We start from the raw sequence: 21,421 nt of genomic DNA, 5'->3' as shown, positions 1-21,421 counted from the left end.
TGCCTTTGTTTATCGGTGTAACCAGCTTAGCAAACTCAAGCGTTTATCACCCGCCCATGGCGCGACCGGTTGCACCGCATGGCGCTGTGGAATTCTGAAGATATTCATGGTGTTAAACGATGGGATCAGGGCTTTGTCAATGTTTCCCTGCGAGTCATAAAAAGCCAGGTGGCCACCCCAGTTAAGCTGCCAGTTTTTCGTCAGTGAAAAGGTGCAGGCGGCAACCCTGTCATGCTTGGGGTGAATATCATCATGTTCGCTCAGGAAGTGACCCGGAGCATAATAGGAAGCATAGCTATCTGCTTTTGCGATTTTTCTTTCTTCGGTCAGAAATCGCATTTTTTCGAGATATTCCTCACTGTTTACAAAGGCCTCAAAGGCATGCAAAGGATGACCATCATTTTCTCCCAGGCTGATTGCCTGTGATATGTAGTATTGAAAAAATACATATTGAAAGTGATTTTGCGCCCGACGTTCGATATTGGCGCGAAATTTATGTCGTTGCTCATCGGTGAGCTTTTGTAAATCTTCTAACGAGCTTTCGTAAAATTGGTTGCCATTATTAAACGCCAGGTACCAGTCTTGATTCGACTGTAAAAGGTGTAATAAATATTCGGCAGTGTCGGCGCTGAAAAAGTCTTTGATTTGTAATCGGGATTCTCTTTGATATTCGCGCTTTAACGCGTCCCAATCCAGTTCTGGGTTTATTGTTATTGTTGTATTCATATGAAGGAGAAGGTTACTACAAACTTACCAACCATTCTCGCACGGCATTAACGCTATGGCTAGTTCACCCCCTCAACTTGTTGTTAAGTTGAGGGGGGCAGGTTTTCGGCGTTATTTAACCGTCTGATGCTGAGTAAGTGGCAGCGGACTGGCAAATACCGTATCGGACATGATGCGCTGTTGCATCTGTTGTTGGGTCAATCGCTGTTGTTCAGGTGTCAACACCACCTGTTCTGCAGTTTCTTTGTTGCTGGCAACGCTGTCGATTATTAGCTGCGAGTTAATGTCGGTAATCCTTAATTCGATACCCGGTTCGATATTAATTCTGGTTAGCGAATAAGGCGGGATGTCCAGCACCATAACACCTGCAAAGTTTTCAGTGGCGACCCGGTAAGTCGAGCCCAATCCCTGATTTTTATACACTGCCTGTAATTGCCCCTGGCCTAGTTTAATCTGAAATTTAACATCGCTAAGGGTTTTGGGAATACGCGGCGCAAAGGTGATTTCCTGTTTAATCAAATCCGGACGAATGCCGAGGAAATATTGATACCATACCCTGAGTTGCTCGGCATTTGACCAGGCCTGTAAATAGGTGCCGGTTATTTTCGCATGGGTTTGTCCGGGAACCGGATAAGCATCGGCGTTTTCCGCAAGCCCACCGACCACGCCCCGGGTTAATGCCTGCGCGTTCATATTTTCAAATAATTGATAGGCAAGTTCCGTATCGCCGGCCTCAATCATACGTTGCATGGCAATGCCGTTGTTCCATAGCCAGACCGTACCGTTATGGTAAGCCGAATCCTTGTGATAGGCATCAGTCAGGTGATATGGGTGGAAGTTCGGATCGCGATTGTCGAGAGAGGCGACGCCCCAGGGGTAGACCAGTTGTTGCCAGGCTTTGCGGGTCGCCCGAGTGGTAAATTCGTTATCGCGAACCATATCAAAGGCGTACAGTTGATTCGGACGTAACTGCATATCAGCGGAGTTGTCTGTGTTTAAATGATCGGCAAGCATATCCTGTTCAGTGAGCACAAAATCCTTGCGGAAATTCGCTTGCAGCTTTGCTAATGCCTGCTGCCACGAAGCCAGCGATGCCTGATCGCCAACTACGCTGGCAAAGTAGATGCCCGCCTGAAGTTGCTTGAACCACAATGCCTGAATATCATTTGCCCGGCTACCCCGCGGTGAATAGGGGACTTTATCTGGTTCGCGACGGGCATCCATCCAGGTTTCATTATCGGCGTGCAATAAATATCCCTGGTTATCCACCCAGTTTTTTAACGAACCGTTTATTGAATCTTTTACATTCGGATAAAGTTGTTCAATTAAGCTGGCATCGCCACTGTACTGCACGTAATGCAGCATTTCGATGACAAATCGCGGTGTACCATCTGTGGTGTGGTAGTCAATGTCTTCGATGCGCACTCGGTTTGGAACCCGGCCAAAGAATTTTGAATCAGGATCCCGGTCCTGAAATTTGGCAAAGGCGGTGATCATATCCCGGGCGAATTCAAATTGACCGGTTACCAGTGTCGCACCAGGTAGCGAGATAAAGCTATCGCGTCCCCAGTATTCATTGAACCATGGCAGGCCGGCGTAGATGCCTTTTCCATGCTGGTTGGTCATCAGCGAGTCGAGATTGAGTATCTGCCAGGCAATGGCTTTGGTTAAATTGCCATCACTGCTATCGAAGGACGTGAGGCTATTGATAAGTTTTAGCATTCTCTGTTGGCGCTGTTGCTGCCATGTTGCATCATGCTCTCGCACTTTGCTTAGTAATGCGTTTGCTTCACTCAGATCATCGGCAATCAGAACGTAGAAGCCTTGCTCCTGATTATTGCCAATATCTTTTGTCCGGATTATCGGTGCAACCGCAATCACCTTTTCCGGGTCTTCGCTACTCTGGTATAGCGATAATTCCCCGTCGCTGCCCTGCTTGTGGATTTGTTCTCCGGTTAAGGTCAGGGTTGCCTTGGACGGCCCACTGCTTAGACCGATGCGAACAATATCCTGGTTATCAAATAACATCAGGGTTTCTATGGTGTTGTCTGGATAACGGCGAACCAGCTTGTCCGGATACACACTGACACTCGCTTGCTGGCGGTTTAATAACTCTGAGTCCAGGCGAATTTGATAATCGCTGAACAAACGTTTCTGGGCCAGGTTATAGCCGCTAAACCAGGCGTGTTCAGGATGGTTATTGGCATGGGTCTGGGTGTGGTAATAACCGGAACGTTTATTAGTAAACGATACCGGGCGATTTTCTGCGGCACTAACATCGATAGCCAGTTGTTCCAGGCTAACCTTGGTGATAGCGATTGGTTGCGACTCTGTCTGGTCGTTACTATGATTCACATCTACGGTTGGCTGGCAGGCGAAAGTCAAAAAAACCAAGGTTAAGTATACAGGTAAACGAAAAGTCACCGTGAAATCTCCTGTCGGGAATTAATTACTTGTACTCAGGGATTGTCCCTGGATGTGGGCGATAAGCATAATATGATAGCGCAGTAAGGATTGGATTCGCCGTTGGCTCTTTATGGCATTTTGACTCTTGGCAAATGCCTTGAGCACACGAATCCTCTGATAGGCTCGATACACTAAGTCCTCGGTCGACTGGCTCAGGTATTGGTTAAACTCACGGATCTCCCGGGTTGTCGACACAGTTAGTTTTTGTTGGTTGAATGTGTTGAAATCATAACCTTGCTGGCAATAATACATAAATGCTGAATCACTTAAACTGGCAATCAGATCCGGACTGTCATTGGGGCTGTCCAGCGCTTCTGCCAGTAAGCAAAGATTGGTTTTCATTTCCTGCACTAAAGCGCGGCCCGCACCGCTGGCGAGACGCCGCGATTGCAGCTTGTGCTGATAAATATCAAATAGCTCTTTCCAAAAACTCATCGACTTATGCAAACTCCTTTGCGCAGCGGGAATGGTATTAAGGTACTGGCTGGCCATTTCTGGCCTGCAGCAATCGGTACCAGTCTTCGCGTCGATAATTAAGCTCCAGTGCCTGCTTGGCCATGGCGATACGCGCTGGGGTGGTCGAGCCGATAATCGGGCAAATATTGGCGGGGTGAATGAGCAACCAGGCCAGGGCAATGACCCATTTTTCACAGCCATAAAAATCGGCCTGACGCTGGTACTCTTGATTTATCCGGGCGATATCTGCATCGCTGAAAGTGTTGCCCCAGGCTTCATAGGCCACGGTGGCAATCGGACACCATGCCATTGGCGTGATCCCGTATTGCTGGCACTGATCTAAGGTGCCATCGGAAAACGCGCTGATATTGTGAATATTTATCTCAACCTGGTTAACCAGCAATGGTTCATCCATTTTTGACTGCAATAACTCCAGCTGCGACGGGCTAAAATTACTTACACCAAAATGCTTTACTTTGCCCTGCTGTTTCAGTTCATTCAAGGTGTGTGCGACCTGCTCGGCATTAAACAGATAGTCAGGACGGTGCAATAAAAACATGTCGAGCGCATCGATGTTTAAACGCGTTAACGATCCTTCTACCTGCTGGATTAAATAATCGTGAGAAAAATCATAACGTCCGACTTCACCTTGCACCGGTGTATCGGCAAAGCGAATGCCAGCTTTCGAGGTGATCAGGAGTTTATCGCGTAGATAGGGTTGCGCTTTTATCACCTCGCCAAAGACAGATTCACAGGCGCCACCGCCATAGATATCGGCATGATCGAAGTGGTTGTAACCTTCATCAATGGCGGCTTCTATCGCCCGCTTGCCCTTTGCCCGGTCTTCGGCAGAGTTATTACCGCTAATCCGCATACAACCGTATATGAGCCGGGAAGAATGCAATGGTAATTGTGGGATAGTTAAGGTTTGCATATTTGTTTGTGCCTCCAATGATTTTCATTTGAGAAAATTATGACTTATTTAGGGCCCGTAAGTTGTTGTGATGATCATTAAAATTAAGGCTGCATCCCTGTAGAAATGATGCAATACCTTTTTCTTTGTAAAGATCGCCTTTGCCAGGCTGATTAGGTGCCAGTGGTGGAAATGTACCGTAGCCAGCAAGCAGGCAATTCCAGGATATCGCGTCAAAATGGGTATCCAGGTTTTGGCGCTGAATTTCCTCGCTCAAATCGTTACGCTGATACCAACAATCGAGAATGCTGATTAATGATTGTGATAACTGGTCATTATTCCGGTTTGCTCGCCAGTATTCGCTGTCGTCACGGGTATTAAGCTTATAGTGTGCGACGATGTAATCCCTGACCCGTTCAAACCTTTCGCTTATTTTCTGGTTATATTCATGGGCATAGTGATGACTGAAATTGCCCTTCTCTAATAAATTGGCAAACAGTTCGATGCTAATCTGCACCAGATGCAATGCGGTCGCTTCCAACGGTTCGATAAAGCCTTGTGACAGTCCCAGCCCCAGGCAATTATGCGACCAGTGTTCGCTTAGCTGACCCACCTGCATGCTTAAAAAGCGGCATTCCTGCTCTGAATCCAGCATCCCCAAATGTTGGCGAAATTCTGTTTCAGCCTGATCCCGACTGATAAAGTCACTGCTAAATACATAGCCATTTCCGTAGCGGCTGGTCAGGGGAATTTTCCAGCACCAACCAGAACTAAGTGTCGTCGCTTCGGTTTCCACGGGAACGATGCGGTCGATTGGCGTTGGCATCACCACCGCAGAGTCATTAAAAAGATTTGATTTAAAACTTTTGTAAGGCACCTGCATGGCTTTTTGCATCAACAAAGACGAAAAGCCGGAACAATCGATAAAAAAGTCACCGCTAAAGACATTGCCCTGATCATCAATTAACGCCTCCAACTCCCCCGTTGCCGCGCGTTTCGACTGGCTGATATGGGCAGTTTGATAATTAACTCCGGCAGCTATCGCCTTTTGTTTTAAAAACTCTCCCAGTTTAGCGGAGTCAAAGTGATAGCCATATTCCATAATAAAGGGAAAATTGTTCGGTGTGATTGGTCCTTTGCCCTGACTTGCCAGCACGCCATTTAGCAGAAAGTCATCAGGTCGGGTATGAGTATCCAATCCCATGCGTCGGGTGCGACCATTGACTAAAAAAGCCCGTTTGGTAAAGGTATCGACCTGAGTGGTGAACGGATGTGAATAATCCTCTATGCCTGACTTAGGGCTCCAACCTTTAAAGCGAATATTGATTTTATAGGTAGCATCACACAGTGGCATCCATTCTGATTCTGGAATTTGCAGATCTTCAAAGAAGCGCTTCAATGTAGGTGTGGAACCTTCACCAACGCCGATAATACCAACATCCTTTGATTCAATCAGGGTGATTTTGACCGGGCGATGTTGCGCCTGATTCTGCCAGCGTTTGGCAAACAGGTTAGCCGCCATCCATCCGGCCGTTCCTCCACCTAAAATAACAATATGAAAAGGGTTCTGCTCTGACATCTTATTACCCACAATAGCGTTTTAAAAACTCATCATGGCTTGGGATCGAAGCCAGTGGCTCGTGTTTGATAGCTTTGATTTTTTGCAGCATGGATTTCACCTGGGCTTCTGGCATAGCATTGGCCATCGGATGATAACTATTCGGCACCAGCCCCTGTCCTAACATCACCTGTAACCAGGAACTTTCCAGGAATAAGTCGTTTTGATCCCGGAACAGGCGGCCATCCTGTTTAAATAATTCAATTTTGTGAGCCAGGGTATCCGGTATCGCCATATTTCGCATGTCTTGCCAAAACAGGCTGTCGGTACGCTGATTGACATGGTAGTGGAGAATTATAAAATCTCGGATTTGTTCAAATTCCAGTTTTGATTGTTTGTTGTACTCGTCGACAATCGCCTGATTGATGCCATGTTGCGGGAACAAATGGACCAGTCGTACGACCGCTGATTGAATTAAGTGGATAGAGGTGGACTCCAAAGGTTCAAGGAAGCCACTGGAGAGGCCGACAGCAATAACATTCTTATGCCATTGCTGATAACGACGACCAGTTTGGAATTTGATTATTTTCGGATCGGTTAACGGCTTACTATCGAGGTTACCCAGTAGTAAGTCAGTCGCTTCATCATCAGTGTAATAAGCGCTGTTATAAACTAAACCATTACCGTTTCTATGTTGCAACGGGATGCGCCATTGCCAGCCGCCTTTGTGGGCAATAGAGCGGGTGTAGGGCAAGGTCTTATCAAAACGTTCAGAGGCAACTGCAACTGCCCGGTCACAACGAAGCCAGTGGCTCCAGTCTTCATAGCCGGTCTGCAGGGTTTGTTGAATCAACAGACCGCGAAAACCGGAACAATCTAAAAACAGGTCGCCATCAATCAGGGTTCCGTCTTTTAATTCCAGCGTTTGGATAAATCCGCTTTGTTGATTCTGATGCACCCGGGCGACGGTGCCCTCGGTGCGTTTAACACCGATTTTTTCCGAGAATTTACGTAAATATTTTGCATATAGGCCGGCATCAAAGTGATAGGCGTATGGTACTTCCAGGATTGGGTCTTGATGGCGAATATGGGCGTATTTTCCGTCTTCCGCTAACAAAGCATTTAAGTCGTAATCCCAGAGTTTACTGTCATTTTCCAGCTCACCGGTACGTTTCAGGAAATGGTGAAAATGACAAAAGGCCATGCTTTTGCCCGCTGCTCCAAAGGTATGATAATAACTGTGATTTTCGTTCTTCCAGTTTTCAAATTTAATCGCCAGTTTTATCGTACCCTGGGTCTCTCGTAAGAACTCGGCCTCGTTCAAACCCAATACATCATTTAATAACTTAATTGGTGGAATGGTTGCTTCACCGACACCTACGGTTCCTATTTCATTGGATTCTACCAATTCTACGTCAATGGCATTACCCAGGAGTTTTTTTGTCAGGGCTGCGGAAATCCAGCCAGAGGTGCCACCGCCAAGGATGACCAATTTTTTTATTGGTTGTTGCATTGCCCGAAACCTACAATAAATCGCTTAGTGAAAGTAAGATAAAAAAAAACCTGTCAGGAATCATCCTAACAGGTTTTTCATTGACATCAGAGTTTATTAGAACTCGTAGTTGATACCTAACAGGTAGTTAGCACCATACGCTTGATATAGAGTAATCAAACGAGGATCGGTAGCGTCTGCCTGGATATCGTCTTCTTCGGTTAAGTTTTGTGCTTTAAAGGTTACACGTAAACCATTTAGAGCTTCGATACCTGATTCGCTGAAATCATAGCCAATCTGCGCATCCCAAAGTTCGCCGCCTTTACCAACGAATTGCTCTAACGCCAGACTCAAACCACGAGCTTCGGTTAAGAACTCATCACGTTTGGTACCTGAAAAACGGATTTCAAAGCCGTTGATTTCATAGTATGCAGTCAGAGAGTAAGACTCTTCTGACAGACCTGGAATTAATCCACCATCATCTAACTTTCCGTCAAGGAAAGTCGCGCTACCATACAAACCAAAACCATCTAGTGATTCAGCAAATACGTGGAATGGCAGGCTCGCCTGTAGCTCGTAACCACGAACAAAACCTTCGAAACCGTCGATGGTTGAGTTTACAAAACCTTCAAGCAGAACCGGAGCAGTACCGTCTGTTGCCTGGTGTAATTCAGGGATGTAAACGTCAGAGAAGTCAGTGACTACGTCTGCGGTACGATGCCAGTTAGTCAGGTCTTTGTAGAAGAACGCCGCCGCAAAATAACCGTCATCAGCAAAGTAGTTCTCATACGAGATATCAAACTGGTTTGCTTCAAGTGGTTTAAGGGTTGGGTTACCTACACTACCACTCCAAGGACCATTCTGGATATCTGAGCTTTTGATGTTGTTATCGTTAAACGCAAATGAAGCCTGAACGTTTGGTCTCATTTGGTCCATACGAGGACGAGATTGTACTTTACCAAGAGCAGTACGGATGAACTGATTCTCAGCGATCTCAAAACTTAAGTTCAGGGTTGGTAAAACGTCAGTATAGCTGTCACCACCAGTTACGGCTGTCGGGGCGATAGTACCATCGGCTTGTTGTGCGGTTGAGAAACCTGAAGACGACTGATCAACATCAATCACCTGCACACCGAAATTACCGGCCACATAGATACCGGCAAATTCGGTATCAATATCTAACTTACCATATAACGTGGTGAGTTCTTCATTGACCGTGTAGGTATCGCCTAAGCGATCAGCTTGCGTCAGCGACGCTTCAACTGCACTGTAGTAGCCTGACTTAAACAAGCCTAAAGAATCGTAGGCAAGTACACCATTGATGCCGATAAAGCTTAGGTCAGCAACACCTAGAATCTGGTCGTCAGTCAACAATGCATCACCAGGATACGTTGGAGCCGTTAAGTAGTCACCTTCGTTTAACTTAGACTTGCTGCGATCGGAATAAATAATACCCGCTTCAACCGCAGAGATTGGGCCCCATTCAACCACACCATCGATTGATAAGCGAATGCTATCCAGGCTCTCGTCAAATTCTGGACGGTTTACGAAACCATCTTGAGCATCAGGACCCGGAATGCTACCACCCCATGCCTGAGGACCGGCAAGGCGGATTAAGCTTGGATCGGTGTAATCGATCAGTGGCAGAGTTGGGTGTGCAGAATACATAACACCAGTAGAGGTCATTTCCCAAGAGCGTGCAGCTGCAGGACGGTTATCTTCGCCTTCAAGTATTGCACGGCCAACGCCAGAGTAGCTTTCCACATCAAACAGGGATTTCTCAACATCACCAGTAGAAATGTCAGCTTCTAACGTCCAGTTATCGGTTAATGCGTATTCAATGTTAAGACCGAACGTGGTTAACTCGGCTTCCTGACTACGGGCATCGTTACGAATAACTGAGTAAAATCCATCCCAGTAACCTGAAGTCACCAGACCGTCTTCCACTTCGTTTACGGTGTAATTAACGCCACCCCAGACTGGGCCACCTTCTTCCAGACCACGACGTACGTCATTTTCGTTAAAGTCGATGTAAAGAGCGTCTAACTGAAGTTTCAAATTGTCAGTTGGTGCCCATTCAACGATACCGGCAATCGAATCACGTTCTAGCATTGCAGAACGAACAAAAGAGTCGTGACCACCTAAAATTTTGCCATCATCGGAATCCGCATAACCCCATGCACGGAATTGCTCTTCCTGACGAGGAGTTTCCTGGGTAGCTACTGTTAATGCAACACCCAGAGAGTCATTGGCGAATTGATCAACCCAGTTAAATGATAAACGATGACCGGTGTTGTCATAATCAGGGTTCGCTGCATCTTCACCGTTTTGCTCGAAGTCGGCGTTAATGGTGAAGGTAGAATCTGCATTCAGCGGGCTAACGGTTTGTAAATCGATAGTACCACCGATACCCTGGGATACCAGGCCTGCTTCCGGTGTTTTGTAAACTACGATATTGGATACGATTTCGGTTGGGTATAAGTCAAATTCAACGCCGCGGTTGTCACCCATACCCAATAATTCACGACCGTTTAGTGAAGTACCTACGTAGTTTTCGTTAAAACCACGAACAGATAAGCCACTGGTACGACCGTTACGACGCTCACCAGCAAGACCTGGCAAACGAGATAGAGATTCAGCAACAGAGGTATCAGGTAATTTACCGATATCTTCTGCAGACAGCACTTCAACAATTGAGTTGGTGCTCATTTTAATCGCTTGTGCTTTTTGAAGACTGCCACGGATACCCGTAACTTCAATGACTTCGACTTCTTGTTCAGACACTGCTTCTTCAGCAGCAAAGGACACTGAACTCATGGTCATCAGGCCAGTAGAAACCAGCGCCAACGCCACCTTGTTCGGCTTAAAATTTAACATATTGTTTCTCCCCGTATACATCCTTGCATCATTATTTTAATAATCGTCCTGACTATTTATATGTGTTTTTTGTTTAAAAATCACCCACTTTTTGCGGATTCTGACTATGTTAATGGCAGAAGTCACATAAAAGAATTTTTTGCATACGTATTCATAACGAGTGCCCGATGTGCTTACAAGTTTTACATAAACTTAACAAGGGACTATTAATGTTTAATAAAAACAGTTGGTTATATCCAGTTTGTGGCATGAAATTAATTCACCTATTGATTTTGAATACGTATGCATTTGCTAATTTTCGATGCTTAGAGCATCCTACTTTGGAAATCTTCCAAGGCGCATTACCTTGGTTTTAAACACTATTTTGTCAGCTCTGGATTGGTGCTGGCAATGGTCTGGATCATTATATGAATATTGCCCCTACCCGCAGGTTTTTTGGGAAATCTAAGTCAGTTTCTATCCCTGCTTTCACTGTTACTCTGTCGCTGCTTAGCGGTTGCCTGGCTGAACCTGATTCTTCTTTGCCGCAGTTGGATAGCCAACAGCTTATTACCCAAACTCAAACCGCACAGGCGCACTGGTTAACGTCAGAAAATTTGTTGTTAGTTGCCGAAACATCACTAGCAATCGAAACGGACATATATCTTGCTACCAGTTCTGGCACCGGTAATTTAGATAATCTTGTAAAACTAAGTAAGCGCCAGGTTGACGATGATCTTCTCGACAATTTTCCTCATTTAGCCAGTTTCGACACGTTACTGTCATACCGGGTTGACCTGACCAACGCTGAGATTAAAGAGTTCGTTAAAGGACCCGTGTATCTGGTCAGTTTCGACGAACAACAGCAAGTGGCGTTCTCAACCGCTGTTCAATTTGGATTTTTGCTGGATGAGTTGTATACCCGTGCTGTAAATGATGCCGATGAATATCAGCAGTTTGGTGCCACTCATGGCATCGAACATGGCAAACCTTATGTGCAGTTTTCATTGTGGGCACCGACGGCAAAATCAGTCGCGGTAAATCTATACCAACAGGCAGATAGTTCGGCTCAGGCACAGCAGCTGCAAATGGTCGAAGATAAAAATAGCGGCATCTGGTCGGCACGCCTGCCTGGGGAATATCACGAAACCTATTATCAGTACACGTTAAGTACTTACCATCCCGAAGCCGGGAAAATAGTCGAGATCACCACAACTGACCCTTATTCCCTGTCGTTGTCGACCAACAGTGTCTATTCGCAAATCATCGATTTAAATGCGGCAAAAACCATGCCTGAGGGGTGGTCTGAGCATCTGGTACCAGAAGTAGAAAATATTGAAGACAATGTTTTTTATGAAACCCATATCGGCGATTTTTCAGCCCATGAGAAAAATCTCAGTAACCCGGCGTTCTCGGGCAAATACAAAGCCTTTACTGAGAAAAATAGTGATGGCATCCGCCACTTTAAGGAGCTACAAAAAGCCGGCTTGAATAATATCCATTTATTGCCCGCATTTGATATTGGTACCGTTAATGAAGATCCGGATTTGCGCGTTTCTTTGGCTGATACGGTTGCCAAGCTGTGTCAGTTAAAACCAGAGCACAGCTGGTGTACTGGTGAAGCCAAGCTAGGGCAGGAAAGATCGCAGGAGACCTTATTATCAGTACTTCAGTCATTTGACCCAAGAAGTGCAAATGCTCAGCAGGCGGTAAGTGAATGGCGTGATATTGACGATTATAACTGGGGTTACGATCCGTTCCATTACACCGTACCGGAAGGCAGTTACGCTACCGATCCGATGGGTGTTACCCGTATCATCGAATTTCGCGAAATGGTACAGAGCCTGCATCAATTAGGCTTTCGAGTGATTATGGATGTGGTGTATAACCATACCCATAAAGCCGGGTTAGAAACCACCTCGGTACTGGATAAAATCGTCCCTAATTATTATCAACGGCTAAATCCGATAAGTGGAGCCATCGAGCAATCTACCTGTTGTGACAATACCGCGACCGAGCGGGCGATGATGGCAAAATTAATGGTTGATTCTTTAGTGGTGTGGTCGCGCGATTATAAAATTGATGGTTTTCGTTTTGACCTGATGGGTCATCAGCCAAAAGATTTAATGCTTGAAGCAAGAGAAGCGGTCCAGGTAGTGGATCCGGATACCTATTTTTATGGCGAAGGCTGGAACTTTGGTGAGGTCGCCAACAATCAACGCTTTGTCCAGGCCAGCCAGCTTGAGCTTGCCGGTACCGAAATCGGTACCTTCAGCGATCGCTTGCGCGATGCGGTGCGCGGTGGAGCGTTCAATGCCTCCGGCGATGATATTCGCAAAGCCCAGGGTATCGGTAATGGCCTGGGTACCTATGGCAATGAACTGACAACCGACAGTCATGATCAATTTAACAATGCCATGGATCAGATTCGTGTTGGCTTGGCCGCTAATCTGGCGACCTTCCCGCTGACAAATTCAGCGGGAAAACAGGTGCAGGGTAAGGATATTTTATATGGCGATCAACCAACCGGTTACGCCCTTGACCCGGCAGATACGATTAATTACGTCTCTAAACACGATAATCAAACCTTATGGGACAACAATCAATATCGCCTGCCCTATGACATGAGCACTGAGGACAGAGTCCGGACTCAGATCCTTTCCCTTGCCTATCCGCTGATGGCGCAGGGCATCCCGTTTATTCATATGGGCTCCGAACTATTGCGCTCAAAAGCCTTTTTGCGGGACAGTTATGATTATGGCGACTGGTTTAATCAAGTCGATTTTTCCATGCAGACTAATAATTACAACGTAGGCTTACCACCGGCAGAAAAAGATCAGCAAAACTGGTCGTTGATAGGTGATCTCCTGAGTCGCAACGAAGGGCGAGATCTGGTTAAAGAGAAGCACATTCGCTGGAGTAAACAACGTTTCATCGAATATTTGTCGATTCGCATGTCGTCTCCCCTGTTCCGCTTAACCAATGCCGAAGATATCCATCAGCGAGTCTCGTTTGAGAATGCCGGGGCCGACCAACAGCCAGGAATTATCGCGATGAAGCTCAGCGACAGTATTGATGCGGGTACGGATCTTGATGCCAAGGTTAACGATATACTGGTGATCTTTAATAACCAGGCTGAGGCCGTTAACTTTGCATATGCGGATTTGGCAGGCTGGCAACTTCATCCTGTTCAACAGCAAAGTGATGATGCACTGATAAAGGCAAGCCGGGTAACTAAAACCGGCTTCGATATAGGCAAGTTAACCGTTGCGGTTTTCGTACGATAACGCCAATTCAACAGTAAAAGGAAAATTCATGAATAAGTTTACGCGAGTGAATAACAGCATTTGTTGCCTGATAGCAATGCTTGGCGCGTTAAGTGCAACGGCGTTGGCCAAAGAAGTAAAAGTTTCCTCTCCGGATGGACGAATCACTTTTACCGTTAGTGATGATGATAAAACCCCGAAATATCGAATCGACTTTGACGACAAGGAGATCATTGAGCCGTCGCAGCTGGGCCTGGTCTTTCGCGATAGTGAATATTTTGAAACCGGGTTTGAGATTAAATCTACGACGCGGAATCAGGTAAATGAAACCTGGCAGCAACCTTGGGGTGAAAGCAAAGAAATTGTCGATCATCACAATGAATTAAAGGTCGTTTTCTCGGCCGATCGCGATAAGGTAAATACCTATGGTTTACGCATCAGGGTGTTTAACGATGGTGTTGGTTTCCGATATGAAGTGCCACAACAAGCGGGATTGGATCAGGTAAACATTACCAATGAGTTAACCGAATTCGTGATGGAAAAAAATGCCGATGCCACCACCTGGTGGATCCCAACTCGTGGCTGGAATCGTTATGAATATGTCTATAACACCACCGCGTTACGCGAAGTTGATCGCGCTCATACGCCATTTACGATGAAATTAACCAATGGTGTTCATGTCAGCATTCATGAGGCGGCGCTTGTTGATTATGCCGCAATGAGCCTGGATCAACGGCGCCATGGTTATTTGAAAGCGGACCTGGCGCCTTGGTCTGACGGTGTTCTGGTGAAAAAGCAGGGAGCGTTCAATACGCCCTGGCGTACCGTGCAAATCAGTGACGATGCGACGGGCTTGCTTAATTCACACCTGACCCTGAATTTAAATGAACCCAATAAACTCGGTGATGTGACCTGGGTAGAACCGGGCAAATACGTCGGTATCTGGTGGGGAATGCATATCAATGAAAATACCTGGGGTAGCGGTGACAAGCATGGCGCAACCACTAGTGAAGTAAAACGTTATATGGATTTTGCCAGCAAATATGGTTTTGACGGTGTACTCGTTGAAGGCTGGAACATTGGCTGGGACGGCAACTGGTTCTTTAATGGTGATGTGTTTAGCTTTACCGAAAGTTATCCGGATTTTGATATCGACGCTATCTATGAATATGGCAAAGATAAAGGCGTACGTTTAATTGGTCATCACGAAACGTCCGGTAATGTGACCAATTATCGTAATCAAATGAAAGATGCGTTTGCGCTATATCAACAACACGGCGTTGCCCAGGTAAAAACCGGATACGTTGCCGATGGTGGTAATATCAAACGTATTGATGAAAATGGTGTTGCCCGCAAAGAGTGGCATGATGGCCAGTTTATGGTCAATGAATATCTGTACAACATTGAATTGGCCGCTAAACATAAAATCTCAATTAACACCCATGAGCCGGTGAAAGACACGGGTTTACGTCGTACCTATCCAAACTGGATTTCCAGGGAAGGGGCTCGAGGACAGGAATTCAATGCCTGGGGCAATCCGCCAAATCCACCAGAGCACACTGCAATTTTGCCTTATACCCGGATGTTGGCAGGGCCAATGGATTTTACCCCGGGAATTTTCGATATGACCTTTAATGGCCTCGGGGCAGATACTAACCGTCCACAAACCACCTTGGCGAAACAGTTAGCGCTATACGTAGTGTTATACAGCCCGATTCAAATGGCTGCTGACTTACCTCGCAATTATGAAGCGAACCTGCCGGCGTTCCAGTTTATCCGCGATGTGCCGACGGATTGGGAAAAGAGTGTTGCTCTGGCCGGTGAAGTTGGCGATTATGTTATCTTTGCCCGTCAGCAAAGAGACAGTCAGGACTGGTTTGTTGGTGGTCTGACCGATGAAGATGCCAGGGATGTGAGTGTTGATATGTCCTTCCTGAAACCAGGGGTAACATATCGGGCACAGATTTATCGCGATTCAGAGCAGACCAACTGGGTTGATAATCCGGCAGAGATTACCATCGAAGAAAAAATGGTAACGGCTAAAGATACTTTGAAACTGACGATGGCGAATAGTGGTGGCTTTGCAATTCGATTGCAGGCTACAAAATAAATAACGACAACGGGTTTTAAAATTTGGGGATGGCGCCTGCGCCAAAAATAGAAGTATGACAATGAAACAAAAGCCACAATTATCGTTTTGGCAAATCTGGAATGTGAGTTTCGGATTTTTAGGGGTGCAATTCGGATTTGCGCTACAAAATGCCAATGTCAGTCGCATTCTCTCCGATTTGGGAGCTGACCTGCATTCACTGTCTCTGTTCTGGCTGGTAGCGCCGATCATGGGCTTAATTGTGCAACCTATAGTGGGATCTGCATCTGATAGAACCTGGAGCCGCTTTGGTCGTCGTAAGCCCTATATTCTTGCCGGCGCGGTATTGGCTGCTTTAGGGATGATTCTGATGCCAAATGCGCCATTGTTTGTGGCAATTATGGCGCCAATGCTATTCGGTGCGATGATTCTTGCATTTATGGATGCGTCATTTAATGTCAGCTTCCAGCCATTTCGTTCGCTGGTTTCCGATATGGTACCAGCGTCACAACGTAATATCGGTTATTCAGTGCAATCCCTGCTGATTAATATCGGCGCGGTAGTTGGCTCGATCCTACCATTCGTATTGACTAATGTGATTGGCCTTGAAAATACCGCCAAGGCCGGTGAGGTAGCTCCGTCAGTAACCTGGGCATTTTATATCGGCGCCACCGTATTACTAGGCTCAGTACTGTGGACTTTTATTCGCACCAAGGAATATCCACCGGAAGAGCACTATGCCTATCGTGGTGAAGATGCTGCTGCAATTGCCGCTGAACATCAGCAAAAAACCAGCATTGGTCAAAGCCTGCGTAATTTTTTTGGATTGATGAAAACCATGCCGCAAACCATGCGTCAACTGGCTGTGGTGCAGTTTTTCTCCTGGTTTGCATTGTTTATTATGTGGGTCTATTCAATGCCGGCGATTACTCAACATATCTGGGGCGTAGAAGCCAAATGGTTTGATCCGGATTATCTGGCTCAGGTCGGTGCAGTGCCGCAGGCCATTTTGGATGCCAAAGGCGCAGCGGGCGACTGGGTCGGTATTATATTTGCCGCATATTCTCTGTTTGCTGCGGTGTTCTCGGTATTTCTATCGAGATTAGCGGATAAATTCGGTCGTAAACTGGTCTACTCATTGTCGCTGTTGGCCGGTGCCTTGGGGTACTTTGCCTTTATGTTATTTGAACCTTCAAATGCGGTAGAGGTTAACCTGCTGATCACTCAGGTCGAAGTCCCTCAGGCGGCGGTGTATTTATTGTTACCTATGGTTGGCATCGGCATTTCCTGGGCTGCAATTCTGGCAATGCCGTACGCTATTCTTGCCGGTTCACTCCCGGTGAGCAAAACAGGCGTCTATATGGGAATATTTAATTTCACCATTGCCGCACCGCAAATTGTGTCCGGTATTTTCTCCGGTTGGATCTTAAGTGCGGTGTTTGACAATCAGGCTATCTACATCATCATGCTTGCCGGCGTGTCAATGTTGTTAGCGGCGATTTCTGTTGGCTTTGTAAAAGACAACGAAGAAGCCTAACGGTTGTTGGGATATTATTCCCATCAACCATCCCAGTCAGTGCGCAGGATGCTCTATTTAGCTAATGCTTTTCGCTAGCTATTAGTGATTCTTAGGGGCACACCCTGCGCACCGCTTATTTATATCCTATACAAGCCTCTGAAGTTGGGTTAACATTTTCTCATTGAGTTATATCCAGACGGTTTAATGTGAAAGCAACTTCTTTTGATATCGCCTATCGAGCCGGTGTCTCACAATCCACGGTTTCAAGGGCACTGCGTAATAGTCCCCTCGTGAATGAGGAGACGCGTCGAAAAATTCAGGCGATTGCCAAAGAGTTAAATTACAAAGTCGATAAAAACGCTCGTAATCTGCGTTCCCAGCAAAGTAATACCCTCGCCCTATTGTTATTTGAAGACACTGACGTTGACGAGTCACAAATCAATCCATTCTTTTTATCCATGCTAGGTTCAATTACTCGCGCCTGTTCAAATGCGGGTTATGATTTATTGGTATCGTTCCAGGAAATGGATAACGACTGGCACGCAGAATATGCCGATAGCAACAAAGCCGATGGTATTATTCTGCTCGGCTATGGTGATTACACGGATTATCGGGAAAAACTGGTGCAGCTGCATCAGCAAGGCACCCATTTTGTGCGTTTTGGTGCCGAAGTTTCGGATATGCCGGTGACCAGTATTGGTGGTGACAATGTTTCTGGCGGCAAGCAGCTGACCGAACATTTAATCAGTCAGGGTTGTAAAACCATGGCTTTTATCGGCACGATTTCGGCGGCAGCACCGGAATTTCTCGGTCGTTACCAGGGCCACAAGGAAGCGCTTGAAGCGGCAGCTTTGACGATTGATTCAAATTTACAAATCAACGCCATTTCGACAGAACAGGCCGGTTACCAGGCAACCAAAGAACTACTAAAACGCGGAGTGGCGTTTGATGGTTTATTTGGTGCCAGTGATCTGATTGCTATCGGTGCCATGCGAGCACTGCAGGAAGCCGGACTGCAGGTCCCTGGCGATGTTGCTGTAGTCGGTTATGACGATATTCCCATGGCGCGCGTCTCAAAACCCGCATTAACAACTGTGAAGCAAGATACCTTGTTGGCGGGACAGTTGCTGGTAGACAACCTGTTGGCGATGATTGCCGGTTCCAAACCGAAAACCATTTTAATGCCAGTACAGCTCATCAGCCGCGAGTCGTCCGTTAAATAACTATTGCCTGAACCTGCCTATCACTGTTAAGTTAACCTCAAGTTAATTGCTTGTTGTCAGGTTGTACCGTGCAAAATCCTTTAATTTTTCTTCTCGCCTTCTCCGGCGGCTTTTCGATTATGGGCATTCAGTTGCTGGGCGGCAGAATCCTCGCCCCTTACTTTGGATCCAGTGTTCATGTCTGGGGTAGTATCATTACCGTATTTATGTTGGCGTTATCCATTGGCTATTTGCTTGGTGGGCGATTGTCCCTGCACAATCCATCGTTAAAGCGCTTTGGTATTATCTTTGTCCTGGCTGGGGCGACATTATTACCCTTGATATATTTTACCACTGATATTCTCGACTGGGTTTTTATCAATATAGAGGACAGCCGCTACGGTTCCCTGGTTGCCTCGACCATTTTATTTCTTATCCCGACCATTATACTAGGCATGATATCGCCCTATTCGATTCGCCTGTTGGTGACGCACCAGGATAAAAGTGGCCAAATCGCCGGTTTATTATATTTCGTATCAACCATGGGCAGTGCGCTGGGAACACTGTTAACTTCATTTTACCTGGTGTTATGGTTTGAGGTGAATCAGATACTCTTCTCCCTATGCGGGCTGCTGGTGGTGTTAGGTGCCATTGCCTGGGGGTATCAACAATTCTTCTTGCGTAAGTCACCAGAGGTAATGGTTCATGGATAGCGTTAATCGTAATCATTCGAAATGGGTATTCACAGCACTAACAAGCCTGTTGTTGCTAATGCCTACCGTCGGTGTTGCCAAGGTGATCAAAGAGCAGCGCTCACTTTATCGAAATATATTTGTCGAGGATAAGAAGAATATCCGCTGCTTAAAGTTTTCGGTAAAGCGCAGAGTTTCCAGCCAGTCTTGCATTGATAAGCAGGATCCTAATCGTCTGGTATTCGATTACACTAAATTTGTCTTTACTGGCTTGCTGGTGACGCCTAACCCTGAAAAAGTATTGATCATTGGTCTGGGTGGTGGAACCTTATCGAATAGCCTGCAAATGTTATTTCCTGATATTCAGGTAGACAACATAGAAATAGATCCTGCCGTCGTCGATGTTGCACGTGAGTACTTTGACTTTAAAGAATCAGAGAACATTCGTACCTTCAACCAGGATGGCCGGATTTTCATTAAGCGCGCTGCGATGAAAAAGCAACAATACGATTTGATTATTCTTGATGCTTTTAATGGTGAATACATTCCCGAACATTTATTGACTCGCGAATTTCTGCAGGAGACCAAATCTTTATTAACGGATAATGGTGTGGTTGTCGCTAATACCTTTTCCAGTTCCTTGTTGTATCACCATGAGACGGCTACCTACCATGACGTATTCGGTGACTTTTACTCGGTAGCTAAGGGAAACAACTCAGGTAATCGTATTATTCTGGCCGGTAAACATCTTCCTGATGAGGGGACGATATTAAATCGGGTGAAAGACTGGCAGGAGCCGTTGCAGCAATTGGATATTGATTTGAAATACACCGCTTCATTAATTGAACGCCAGGAGTATCAGGAATCGTCTTATCGGGTACTGACCGATCAATATTCACCAGCGAACCTGTTGCAATAACATCTGTTTTGTAAATAAAAAGGGCAGGTTTATAAACCTGCCCTTTTCTTTTATCTGGTGGTAACAAGTTTTGGCTTATTAATAACGCGTATATTACTTGGCTAGCTTGGCAGCCATTAGTAATAACTGCGGCTCTAATCTCACGCGGAAGTTAGGGTTCACATATTGAAAGTGAATGAGACCTTCATCATCAATAACGTATACCGCTGGAGCGGGTAGCACTAATCGTTCTTCTCCTGCTGCATTTTTTTGCAATGGATTTTGTAAGTCCAGTTTATCCAGATAGCGATCCGTTACCTTTTGTGAAGTAAAAAACGCTAAGCCAAATGCCTGGCTCATTTTTGAATCAAAATCTGACAGAAGCTGATAGCTGAGTGCTTCCTTGGTGATACTTTTTTGCAGGTCGGCTGGCGAGTCAGTAGAAACACCGATTAATTGATAGCCTAAATCAACCAGATCTTTTTCAATGGCCTGTAACTGTCCCATTTGCACATTGCAGAATGGACACCAACCACCGCGATAGAAGAATAGAACCGTAGGTTTGCCAGCAAGTACAGATTTTAATGAAACCTGTTTACCTTCCAATGTCGTAGTTGTTACTTCAGGAACTTCCTGGCCAACCAATAATGGCGCGACTAATTCAGCGGATTCTGCAATCGGCTTACTGAAGCTTGAGGCGCTCACAATAAGCATTAGACTTGCGATAATTGCGTTAACTAATTTCAAAATGGTTTCCTTTTTATATTCATTAATTGTCATTGTAATTGGAATTATTACCCGGATGACTTCTTTTGACCGTAGATAAGTTAATTTAATTACAGTTTGTTTGATATTAATTACTCGGGTTAGATAACATGCTTCTCCTAATCTACCCTCGGTTTTACGGGATATTTGCTAATTATTGTGCGCTTTTTATTCGCTTTGTTCTGTTTTTGAGCGAACGATCGTTTTTTTGCATTTTTTCTTGCAACAGGTGTTGACGGCGCCAGGAAAATCCCTAAAATGCGCATCCACTTCCACGGGACAAGTCAACGACTAACCAGGAAGGGTTTTGAAGCCAGAAACTTTTCGAAAATAATTTTCAAAAAGCGGTTGACATCAAAACTGGATGACGTAGAATGCGCATCCGCTCTGAACGACAGAGCAAACGCCAGACACGAGTGTGATGTCTGGTTAACTTCGAAAGAAGTTGTTCTTTAACAAGTAGTTATCAAGCAATTTGTGTGGGCACTCAAGTTAAGACAGTTTTACCATATAGCTCGTAAGA

14 protein-coding genes are annotated in these 21,421 nt (G+C 45.8%); 6 read left to right on the top strand and 8 right to left on the bottom strand.

Annotation, left to right across the window (positions count from 1 at the left end; all coding sequences use genetic code 11):
* Window positions 1–9: 9 nt before the first annotated feature.
* The 7 genes from E8M12_RS04255 to E8M12_RS04225 form a co-directional block, all read right to left on the bottom strand.
* Window positions 10–726, bottom strand: coding sequence for a 2OG-Fe(II) oxygenase (locus E8M12_RS04255; RefSeq protein ID WP_136734847.1), 717 nt, complete (start codon window positions 724–726; stop codon window positions 10–12).
* A 111-nt stretch (window positions 727–837) separates the two neighbouring features.
* Window positions 838–3,081 carry an amylo-alpha-1,6-glucosidase gene (locus tag E8M12_RS04250; RefSeq protein WP_136734846.1) on the bottom strand — a complete coding sequence of 748 codons (2,244 nt, stop codon included), beginning with the start codon at window positions 3,079–3,081 and terminating at the stop codon, window positions 838–840.
* A gap of 90 nt (window positions 3,082–3,171) precedes the next feature.
* Window positions 3,172–3,627 carry a hypothetical protein gene (locus E8M12_RS04245; protein WP_136734845.1) on the bottom strand — a complete coding sequence of 152 codons (456 nt, stop codon included), beginning with the start codon at window positions 3,625–3,627 and terminating at the stop codon, window positions 3,172–3,174.
* A gap of 37 nt (window positions 3,628–3,664) precedes the next feature.
* Window positions 3,665–4,582: an aldo/keto reductase gene (locus E8M12_RS04240; RefSeq protein ID WP_136734844.1), complete on the bottom strand. Its 918-nt coding sequence runs from the start codon at window positions 4,580–4,582 to the stop codon at window positions 3,665–3,667.
* A 37-nt stretch (window positions 4,583–4,619) separates the two neighbouring features.
* Window positions 4,620–6,140, bottom strand: coding sequence for a tryptophan halogenase family protein (locus tag E8M12_RS04235; RefSeq protein WP_136734843.1), 1,521 nt, complete (start codon window positions 6,138–6,140; stop codon window positions 4,620–4,622).
* 4 nt (window positions 6,141–6,144) lie between these two features.
* On the bottom strand, window positions 6,145–7,632 hold the full coding sequence (locus E8M12_RS04230) for a tryptophan halogenase family protein (protein ID WP_136734842.1): 1,488 nt from the start codon (window positions 7,630–7,632) through the stop codon (window positions 6,145–6,147).
* 96 nt (window positions 7,633–7,728) lie between these two features.
* Window positions 7,729–10,488, bottom strand: a complete 2,760-nt coding sequence (locus tag E8M12_RS04225) for a TonB-dependent receptor (RefSeq protein WP_136734841.1) — start codon at window positions 10,486–10,488, stop codon at window positions 7,729–7,731.
* A 407-nt stretch (window positions 10,489–10,895) separates the two neighbouring features.
* Here E8M12_RS04225 and pulA point away from each other — a divergent pair, with 407 nt between their 5' ends.
* From pulA to E8M12_RS04195, 6 genes are all read left to right on the top strand, one after another.
* Window positions 10,896–13,754 carry a pullulanase-type alpha-1,6-glucosidase gene (pulA, locus tag E8M12_RS04220; RefSeq protein ID WP_136734840.1) on the top strand — a complete coding sequence of 953 codons (2,859 nt, stop codon included), beginning with the start codon at window positions 10,896–10,898 and terminating at the stop codon, window positions 13,752–13,754.
* 28 nt (window positions 13,755–13,782) lie between these two features.
* Complete coding sequence (locus E8M12_RS04215) at window positions 13,783–15,843, top strand: glycoside hydrolase family 97 protein (protein WP_211244981.1); 2,061 nt, start codon at window positions 13,783–13,785, stop codon at window positions 15,841–15,843.
* A gap of 61 nt (window positions 15,844–15,904) precedes the next feature.
* Window positions 15,905–17,359 carry an MFS transporter gene (locus E8M12_RS04210; protein WP_136734839.1) on the top strand — a complete coding sequence of 485 codons (1,455 nt, stop codon included), beginning with the start codon at window positions 15,905–15,907 and terminating at the stop codon, window positions 17,357–17,359.
* Between the two features lie 188 nt (window positions 17,360–17,547).
* Window positions 17,548–18,564 carry a LacI family DNA-binding transcriptional regulator gene (locus tag E8M12_RS04205; RefSeq protein ID WP_136734838.1) on the top strand — a complete coding sequence of 339 codons (1,017 nt, stop codon included), beginning with the start codon at window positions 17,548–17,550 and terminating at the stop codon, window positions 18,562–18,564.
* Between the two features lie 119 nt (window positions 18,565–18,683).
* Complete coding sequence (locus E8M12_RS04200; protein WP_136735018.1) at window positions 18,684–19,256, top strand: fused MFS/spermidine synthase; 573 nt, start codon at window positions 18,684–18,686, stop codon at window positions 19,254–19,256.
* The gene (locus E8M12_RS04195) at window positions 19,249–20,154 is read left to right on the top strand and encodes a spermidine synthase (RefSeq protein WP_438363452.1); all 906 of its coding nucleotides are present in this window, start codon (window positions 19,249–19,251) and stop codon (window positions 20,152–20,154) included. Before E8M12_RS04200 ends, E8M12_RS04195 begins: the two co-directional genes overlap by 8 nt.
* Window positions 20,155–20,247: 93 nt before the next feature.
* Here the strand turns inward: E8M12_RS04195 and E8M12_RS04190 are convergent, their stop codons facing one another.
* Complete coding sequence (locus E8M12_RS04190) at window positions 20,248–20,913, bottom strand: peroxiredoxin-like family protein (protein WP_136734837.1); 666 nt, start codon at window positions 20,911–20,913, stop codon at window positions 20,248–20,250.
* Window positions 20,914–21,421: the final 508 nt, after the last annotated feature.

The organism is Thalassotalea mangrovi (assembly GCF_005116735.1).
GTDB lineage: Bacteria > Pseudomonadota > Gammaproteobacteria > Enterobacterales > Alteromonadaceae > Thalassotalea_A > Thalassotalea_A mangrovi.
Note: the sequence above shows the minus strand (reverse complement) of the source record. Positions and strands in the feature narration are given on the sequence as shown.

Coding starts and splice junctions, on each gene's coding strand:
- E8M12_RS04200 (WP_136735018.1), top strand. CDS start 18,684: ATGGGCATTCAGTTGCTGGGCGGCAGAATCCTCGCCCCTTACTTTGGA.
- E8M12_RS04210 (WP_136734839.1), top strand. CDS start 15,905: ATGAAACAAAAGCCACAATTATCGTTTTGGCAAATCTGGAATGTGAGT.
- E8M12_RS04215 (WP_211244981.1), top strand. CDS start 13,783: ATGAATAAGTTTACGCGAGTGAATAACAGCATTTGTTGCCTGATAGCA.
- E8M12_RS04225 (WP_136734841.1), bottom strand. CDS start 10,488: ATGTTAAATTTTAAGCCGAACAAGGTGGCGTTGGCGCTGGTTTCTACT.
- E8M12_RS04255 (WP_136734847.1), bottom strand. CDS start 726: ATGAATACAACAATAACAATAAACCCAGAACTGGATTGGGACGCGTTA.
- E8M12_RS04195 (WP_438363452.1), top strand. CDS start 19,249: ATGGATAGCGTTAATCGTAATCATTCGAAATGGGTATTCACAGCACTA.
- E8M12_RS04240 (WP_136734844.1), bottom strand. CDS start 4,582: ATGCAAACCTTAACTATCCCACAATTACCATTGCATTCTTCCCGGCTC.
- pulA (WP_136734840.1), top strand. CDS start 10,896: ATGAATATTGCCCCTACCCGCAGGTTTTTTGGGAAATCTAAGTCAGTT.
- E8M12_RS04245 (WP_136734845.1), bottom strand. CDS start 3,627: ATGAGTTTTTGGAAAGAGCTATTTGATATTTATCAGCACAAGCTGCAA.
- E8M12_RS04190 (WP_136734837.1), bottom strand. CDS start 20,913: ATGACAATTAATGAATATAAAAAGGAAACCATTTTGAAATTAGTTAAC.
- E8M12_RS04230 (WP_136734842.1), bottom strand. CDS start 7,632: ATGCAACAACCAATAAAAAAATTGGTCATCCTTGGCGGTGGCACCTCT.
- E8M12_RS04235 (WP_136734843.1), bottom strand. CDS start 6,140: ATGTCAGAGCAGAACCCTTTTCATATTGTTATTTTAGGTGGAGGAACG.